General features: G+C 56.8%; 6 protein-coding genes. 3 read left to right on the forward strand and 3 right to left on the reverse strand.

Annotation, left to right across the window (positions count from 1 at the left end; genetic code table 11):
• Window positions 1-63: 63 nt before the first annotated feature.
• The 3 genes from tnpC to tnpA all read right to left on the reverse strand — a co-directional run bounded on the left by tnpC (window position 64) and on the right by tnpA (window position 2,292).
• Window positions 64-1,566 (reverse strand): IS66 family transposase, encoded by a 1,503-nt coding sequence (gene tnpC, locus ADK28_RS11525; RefSeq protein WP_048795398.1) that lies wholly within the window; start codon window positions 1,564-1,566, stop codon window positions 64-66.
• 64 nt (window positions 1,567-1,630) lie between these two features.
• Complete coding sequence (tnpB, locus tag ADK28_RS11530) at window positions 1,631-1,969, reverse strand: IS66 family insertion sequence element accessory protein TnpB (RefSeq protein WP_048795397.1); 339 nt, start codon at window positions 1,967-1,969, stop codon at window positions 1,631-1,633.
• Window positions 1,963-2,292: an IS66 family insertion sequence element accessory protein TnpA gene (gene tnpA / locus ADK28_RS31530; protein WP_049191698.1), complete on the reverse strand. Its 330-nt coding sequence runs from the start codon at window positions 2,290-2,292 to the stop codon at window positions 1,963-1,965. Before tnpA ends, tnpB begins: the two co-directional genes overlap by 7 nt.
• Window positions 2,293-2,436: 144 nt before the next feature.
• Between tnpA and ADK28_RS11535 the strand changes: the two genes are divergently transcribed.
• The 3 genes from ADK28_RS11535 to ADK28_RS11545 are packed head-to-tail and all read left to right on the forward strand — an operon-like array spanning window position 2,437 to window position 5,823.
• A complete protein-coding gene (locus tag ADK28_RS11535) occupies window positions 2,437-3,198 on the forward strand; it encodes a PFL_4669 family integrating conjugative element protein (RefSeq protein ID WP_048795708.1) in 762 nt (253 codons plus the stop codon).
• On the forward strand, window positions 3,195-3,770 hold the full coding sequence (locus ADK28_RS11540; protein WP_048795709.1) for a hypothetical protein: 576 nt from the start codon (window positions 3,195-3,197) through the stop codon (window positions 3,768-3,770). Before ADK28_RS11535 ends, ADK28_RS11540 begins: the two co-directional genes overlap by 4 nt.
• 13 nt (window positions 3,771-3,783) lie before the next feature.
• Window positions 3,784-5,823, forward strand: a complete 2,040-nt coding sequence (locus ADK28_RS11545) for a DNA topoisomerase III (RefSeq protein ID WP_048795710.1) — start codon at window positions 3,784-3,786, stop codon at window positions 5,821-5,823.
• The last annotated feature ends 648 nt before the right edge of the window (window positions 5,824-6,471 follow it).

Raw genomic sequence — 6,471 nt, forward strand, 5'->3', positions numbered from 1 at the left:
GTAAGCACGTGGTGAACTCACCTTGCGTTGCAAGGTGAGTTTGTGTTTTGGATTTTCAGAGGACTAACGGAAGGTATTGCCGGCGTACGGCAGCAGCTCATTCAACCGCCGGTTCGGCCACGACGGCAACCGCGTCAGTACATCACGCAACCAGGCATACGGCTCCAAACCGTTCAGCTTTGCCGTCTCCAGCAGACTCAGGATATTCGCCATTCGCTGACCCGCTCGCAGACTGCCTGCGAAGAGCCAGTTCTTGCGCCCAACCGCCACCGGACGTATCACGTTCTCCGCCCGGTTGTTGTCTATCGGTACCCGACCATCCTCCAGATAGACCAGTAACGCCGCCCATCGCTTCAACGTATAGTCGATGGCCTTGCGTATCCCCGAGTTTGGTGCCGTCTTCTGCTGCTTCACCTGTAACCAGCTTTCGAACGCCTTCAACCGCGGTTTGGCATAACGGTGTCGCCATCGTCGTCGTTGTTCTGCCGGGCGCTGCTTTATCCGTCGCTCCAGGTTGTACAGCTCGCGGATAGTGGCCAGGGCGATTTCTGCCACCGGACTGCCGTTCGCCTTGTGCTGGTCGAAGAACTTCCGACGCACATGCGCCCAGCAGCCGGCTTCCTTCACGCTACCTTCGTCGAACAGCGCCCGGTAACCGGCATAGCCGTCCACGACCAACGTACCCTGCCAGCTATCCAGCATCGCGCTGGCATAGGTGCCACTGCGGCCCGGCTGGCAGTCATACAGCACCACCGCCCTGTCTGCCCCGGCGGCGCTGACGTAGGCCCACAGATACCCCTTCTGGCTGTGACCTTTTTCGGGATTGAGCAACAGTAACGGTGTCTCATCCGCCTGCAGTACCGCTTGCTGCAGCAGGTCCTGCCGCAGGGCGTCGGCCAGTGGCTTCAGTGCCGCCCCCACCGCACCGAACCAACCAGCCAGCGTGCTGCAGGGAATATCGATACCGTGACGCAGGTAGATTTTCTGCTGACGGTATAGCGGCAGATGGTCACTGCATTTGGCTACGGTGACCTGGGCCAACAACCCCGGACCGGGCTGGCCTTTTTCGATAAGCTGAGGCGGTAAGGGAACGGTATGGACGGTTTCACAGCAGGGACAGCTGTAGTGCGGGCGCACCGTGCGATGCACCACCACCCGAGCCGGAATGTACTCCAGCCGTTCGCTCACCTCATCACGCAGGGGGCGCAGGGCGTGCCCGCAGTCGGGGCAGTCATGACTGCTCAGGTCAAGACGGACCGTTTCACGGGATAACTCTGGCGGCAATGGCTGGCGTTTGGGCGGTGTGCCAGGGAGCGCCTTGCCTGCCGGTAACACCGCCGCCAACTGCTGTTCCAGGTCGGCGGTGTCGGCATCGACATCCTCTTCCGCCAGGCTCCGCTGTTCGCCCTGGAAGGCTTCACTCTTGCGGCCGAAGCGCCAGCGACGGCCGGCCTTCAGCGCGTCTTCCAGGGCCTGGATGTAGTGAGCCTGAGCTTCGAGCAGGGCCAGAGCCCGGACACGTAACTCATGGGGATCTTGTGTGGTAAACAGCGCGTCGATATCCATATCAGCAGCTTGACATAACGGACGGTGATAATCACGTCATATCATGACGTTAACGTTTAACGTCTCAGGTTTCCCAGCCCGGCAGGTCAAGCCCCTCAACCTGTTGCCAGTCTACCCCCTTGGTCAGCCAGGCGAACTGCTCTGCCGTCAGCGGCCAGGCGGTATCCCCGGGGCGGGGCCAGGTGAAGTGGCCCTGATGCAACCGGCGGGTGCACAGCCAGACGCCGTGCTTGTCCCACTGCAACACTTTGATGCGTGAGCGTGCCTTGTTGCAGAAAACCACCGCGGTTCCCGGCGGTAAGGGCGAGGGCAAGTGTTCATCGGCCAGCCGGGTCAGGGTATCAATACCCCGGCGCATATCGGTCGGCTCACGGGCCAGCCAGATGGCATGAGGCATTAGCATAGGTTGAGCTCCGCCATGATGGCCGGCAACTGGCTGGGCTGGCAGGTGATGGAGCACCGTTTTAAATTCAGGGTAATGGCGGGCATATGCGGGTCTATGTTGGGGAGGGATAGCGGTGCCTCTTCAGGGGCAACAGTCACCGGAATAAAAGGGGGTTCAGCGGCCGGTGACGTTGGGATTTTGGTCCACTTGCCGACCCAGTTGCAAAAGGTTTTGACATTGAGATGGTGTTGCAGGCTGTACTGAGTGCGGGACAGGCCGCTGAATTGCCAGTCGGCGACATGTTGCTGCTGTTGTTGGAGGGTATGGCGAGATTTTGGCATGGGGGAACCTGCGTAGTGAACATGAGGTTCAAGCGTGCCGAGTCGCACAAGGATTAACAATGTGAGTTCACCGCGTGCTTACGCTGCTAATGGTGTCTGCCGAGACTATTTCAAGCCACACACAATCCCGGAAGGATGCTTCTAATGGTTGAATCAACAAAGAACAACGAACAAAAACCGGCGGTTACACGTGCTGGTGCACTAAAATCCACTCTTACCGTAGAGCTTCATACCCTCTATGCCATTCGTTTATGGGAAGGGCGGCGTAGCAAGAACGCTGATCCTGAAACGTCGGGGAAGCGACGCCCTGATATTTATAGTATGCCCCGTTTTATTCTTCGGGCAGGGCAGATCAATGAGGCTTCTGGGGAAGATAACCCTTATGCCGATGCTGCGATGGTCGCCCTGGAAGAGACCTTAAATAAAGGTACGCAGTTGCTTCAACAGGCTGTTGCCGAGCTGGACAAAACACTGGCAAACATCCCTGCTCAAATTTCTCTTTCAGACGTTGCGTCTGTGTCTCCTTTAAATATTGGTGTATTTAGCCGAACCCCAGTGGGGTATCGCTGCGTTTTCCTCTTGGTTGGTTATGACCAGTTGGCGATGAAAGCCTTTCAGGCTTGGCACTATGGGCTTATATCACGTTCGCAACGTGACACATTGTTAGATCGGGGGGGCCATTGGATCCGTAGCGTTTACGGTGTCGTCCAACACTATCGTCCCGTCAATGTGACTCGTGATGATATCCGTCTCGAAACGCCCGCAGGTAAGGATGCGATCACCCGTTTTGGTATGCCTGACGAAGACATTATGTCGGGTGCGTCACGTTCCGCTTTTTCGCCGCCACTCACTAAAACCGCTGTGTTAACGTCATCCACTTCTTCAAAAAAAGGAGCTAAAGCATGAGCATGAATCGACAGGTAAAGTCTGTTTTGATGCCCGGTGTACTCTGCACCGCGTTATTGTTAACGGGGTGTGCAGGCACCGAACTGGGTGAATGGAACAAAAAAATCAGTGACGCTGCCCATTCGCTGGCGAGCGGTGGCAGCGGTGGCTCCAGCGAGGGTGGCATGCCCTGGATGACCCGGGCCGGTATTTCCGGGCCCCGACAGGATGTACATCATACGTATACGCTCCCGGTGGACGTTGATACCGCGGCGGCGCGGCTGAAAAGCCATTATCAGTTTATCTCCTCCGAAGAGCTGGAAAGTTTGCGCCAGCGTGATCAGCACGGCGACTGGAGCGCGAGCTCCATAGATGAAGCGCGCCCTGTTTGGTCAGCAAACCAGGGCAGTTATTACAAGATGGGACAAGAATGGAAAGGCAATGATCGCCTTGAGCTCGAAGTGGTCAAGTCCGGCGCAGGCAGCCGCCTGAAAGTGACGTACAGCTCACCGGATGCGTCGCACCTGACCGATGCTTACCTTGGACGTTTGATGACGCAGCTGCAGCAGGTCGCTAAAGGTCAGCTGGGCTGACGGGGGGGATCTGATGCAACTCTACCTGTGCGAGAAGCCCAGCCAGGGTAAAGATATCGGCGCCATTCTTGGGGCGACGCAGCGTAAGCAGGGTTACCTGGCGGGCGCCGGCGTAATAGTCACCTGGGCTATCGGGCATCTGCTGGAACAGGCCCAGCCGGAGACCTATGGCGAACAGTTCGGTAGTCCCTGGCGGGAGTCCGTTCTTCCAATCGTCCCTGCCCAGTGGAAAATGGCGGTAAAAAAAGACACTGCCGACCAGTTCGCTGTCATCCGCGGGTTGCTCAAACAGGTTGATTCCGTTGTGATTGCGACCGATGCAGACCGCGAGGGGGAGGTGATCGCGAGAGAGTTACTGGAGCATTGCCACTTTACTGGCCCGGTCCAGCGACTCTGGTTGTCAGCGCTGGACGAGGCCAGTATTCGGCATGCCCTGGCGAATAAGCTCCCTGGCGAGAAGACCGCCCCCCTGTATGAAGCTGGCCTGGCGCGAGCTCGGGCTGACTGGATGACGGGGATGAATTTAACCCGGCTTTACACGCTCAAAGCCCGCGAGCAGGGATACGGCGAGGTGTTGTCGATCGGACGGGTGCAGACCCCCACGCTGGCGTTGGTCGTGAACCGTGACCGCGACATTGCCAAATTTATCTCCAAACCGTACTGGCAAGTCAGGGCCACGCTGCAGAAAGGCGGGATCGCCTTCCCGGCAAACTGGGTACCTGCCGCCAACTACTGTGATGAAGAGAAGCGCTGTATTCAACAGAATGTGGCGCAGGCTGTCGTGCAGCTGTGTCAGCAAACGGCTAATGCCGTTGTGCTTGAAGTGGGGACCGAGCGCAAGAAAGAGTCCGCGCCGTTGGCCTTTGACCTGGGTACCCTACAGCAGGCTTGCTCACGCAAGTGGGGGATGAGCGCCAACCAGGTCTTGAGTATCGCGCAGTCACTGTATGAGACGCACAAGGCCACCACGTATCCCCGGACGGATTGCGGCTATCTGCCGACATCGATGCGGGAAGAGGTTGCCGACGTGCTGAGCGCTGTTACCCGCACGGACCCAACGCAGAGCGAAAGCGTGGCCAGGCTCGACAGGACTTTTGTTTCCCGTATCTGGAACGACAAAAAAATCACGGCGCACCACGGGATTATCCCAACCAAACAGCCGTTCGACCTGAGCAAGCTGTCTGCCGACGAGCTCACGGTCTATCAGCTGATACGTCAGCATTACCTGGCACAGTTCCTGCCGTTACATGAAGTGGATGTCACGGAAGAGACATTCAATATCGGTGGACAATTGTTCCGCACCCGCGGCAAGGTCGAAGCGGTAGCAGGATGGAAAGTGCTGTTCCAGCATGACGCGAGCGAGGCGAAAGAGGAACCGGCTGACGCGGATGATGTTCGGCTGCCAGCCCTGGTAAAAGGTGAAACCGTCGCGGTAGCTGGCGCTGAGCTCAAAACGCTGCAGACGAAGCCCCCAGGACATTTCACCGACGGGACACTGATCGCCGCTATGAAAAATGCAGCGGCGTTCGTCAGTGATCCGCAACTGAAGAAAGTGTTGAAAGAGAACGCAGGGCTGGGTACTGAAGCGACGCGTGCCGGTATCCTGGAAACGCTGTTTAAACGCGGGTACCTGGAGAAGAAGGGCAAATTTCTACTTTCCACGCCGATCGCCGGCGAACTGATTGATGCGTTACCGACTGCACTCACCAATCCAGGGATGACGGCGTTGTGGGAGCAGGCGCTGGACGAGATTGCCCAAGGGCAGATGACACTCGACACATTCATGAGCCGTCAGGCGCAGTGGACAGGGCATCTGGTGGAGAAAGGAAAGGCGCAAGCCGTGAAGTTTACCGCGCCACCTTCCCCACCTTGCCCGACCTGTAGCGGCACGATGCGCCGGCGTGCCGGCAAGAAAGGCAGTGGCGCTTTCTGGGGCTGCAGTAATTACCCCACTTGCCAGGGCATCATTAACATCGATGCAAAAGGTGGGCGCAAGGCTAAGCGCTATAAAGCAAAATCACCGGCTAAAAATAAAGCAACCGGATTGGAGTAAGAGATTGTCTGATGTTTATCGCAGAAAGTTTTGCTAATGTGGGCGAGCTTTGATGCAGAGCACCCCGTGGCTGCGGATGGCAGGAAAGTTTAATGCATGGACAATTCTGCTTCAGCCCGTATCAATGGCCTCCACACTCGGGTTGATTGATTAAGCGCATGCGACTTCGTGAAAAGCGCGCCAGGAGTCTACTACCCCTCCTCGAAGTCAGATGAGATCTACTACCAGTTATGGTGCAAACTCCGCGGCGCAGTCTTTGACTGTGCCGTTTTTGTTTTCTCAATTCACAAAATTGATATTCCAGGTTGACAGCAGCAGCACCTGAATTAAAAATGAACAGGCTTACTTGTTGTCTTAGGACAACCACCAATGCTCAGTGGGTCTGTGATGAGCGCTTTCGGGTGACCCTGCTGTTAATTGACAGCCACTAATGATCCCGTTGCCTGTGAGGATCGCCTTCGGGTGGTAACAAAAGAACACTTCCTGAGCCTGAGAGGGAGTACACAGTTTAACTGTGTGGTACATCTGCCCGCCTTTGAGAGTAGATATCGTTGATAGTGAACGCGACTTTGCGCAACGATTAAGGCTTATTCAATCTGATCAGACTGTCAGGCTATGGCGTATACCCATACCTGGCTCCCGACGGGA

It is taken from the genome of Serratia sp. 506_PEND, from assembly GCF_001076875.1.
In the GTDB taxonomy this organism is placed as follows: domain Bacteria; phylum Pseudomonadota; class Gammaproteobacteria; order Enterobacterales; family Enterobacteriaceae; genus Serratia; species Serratia marcescens.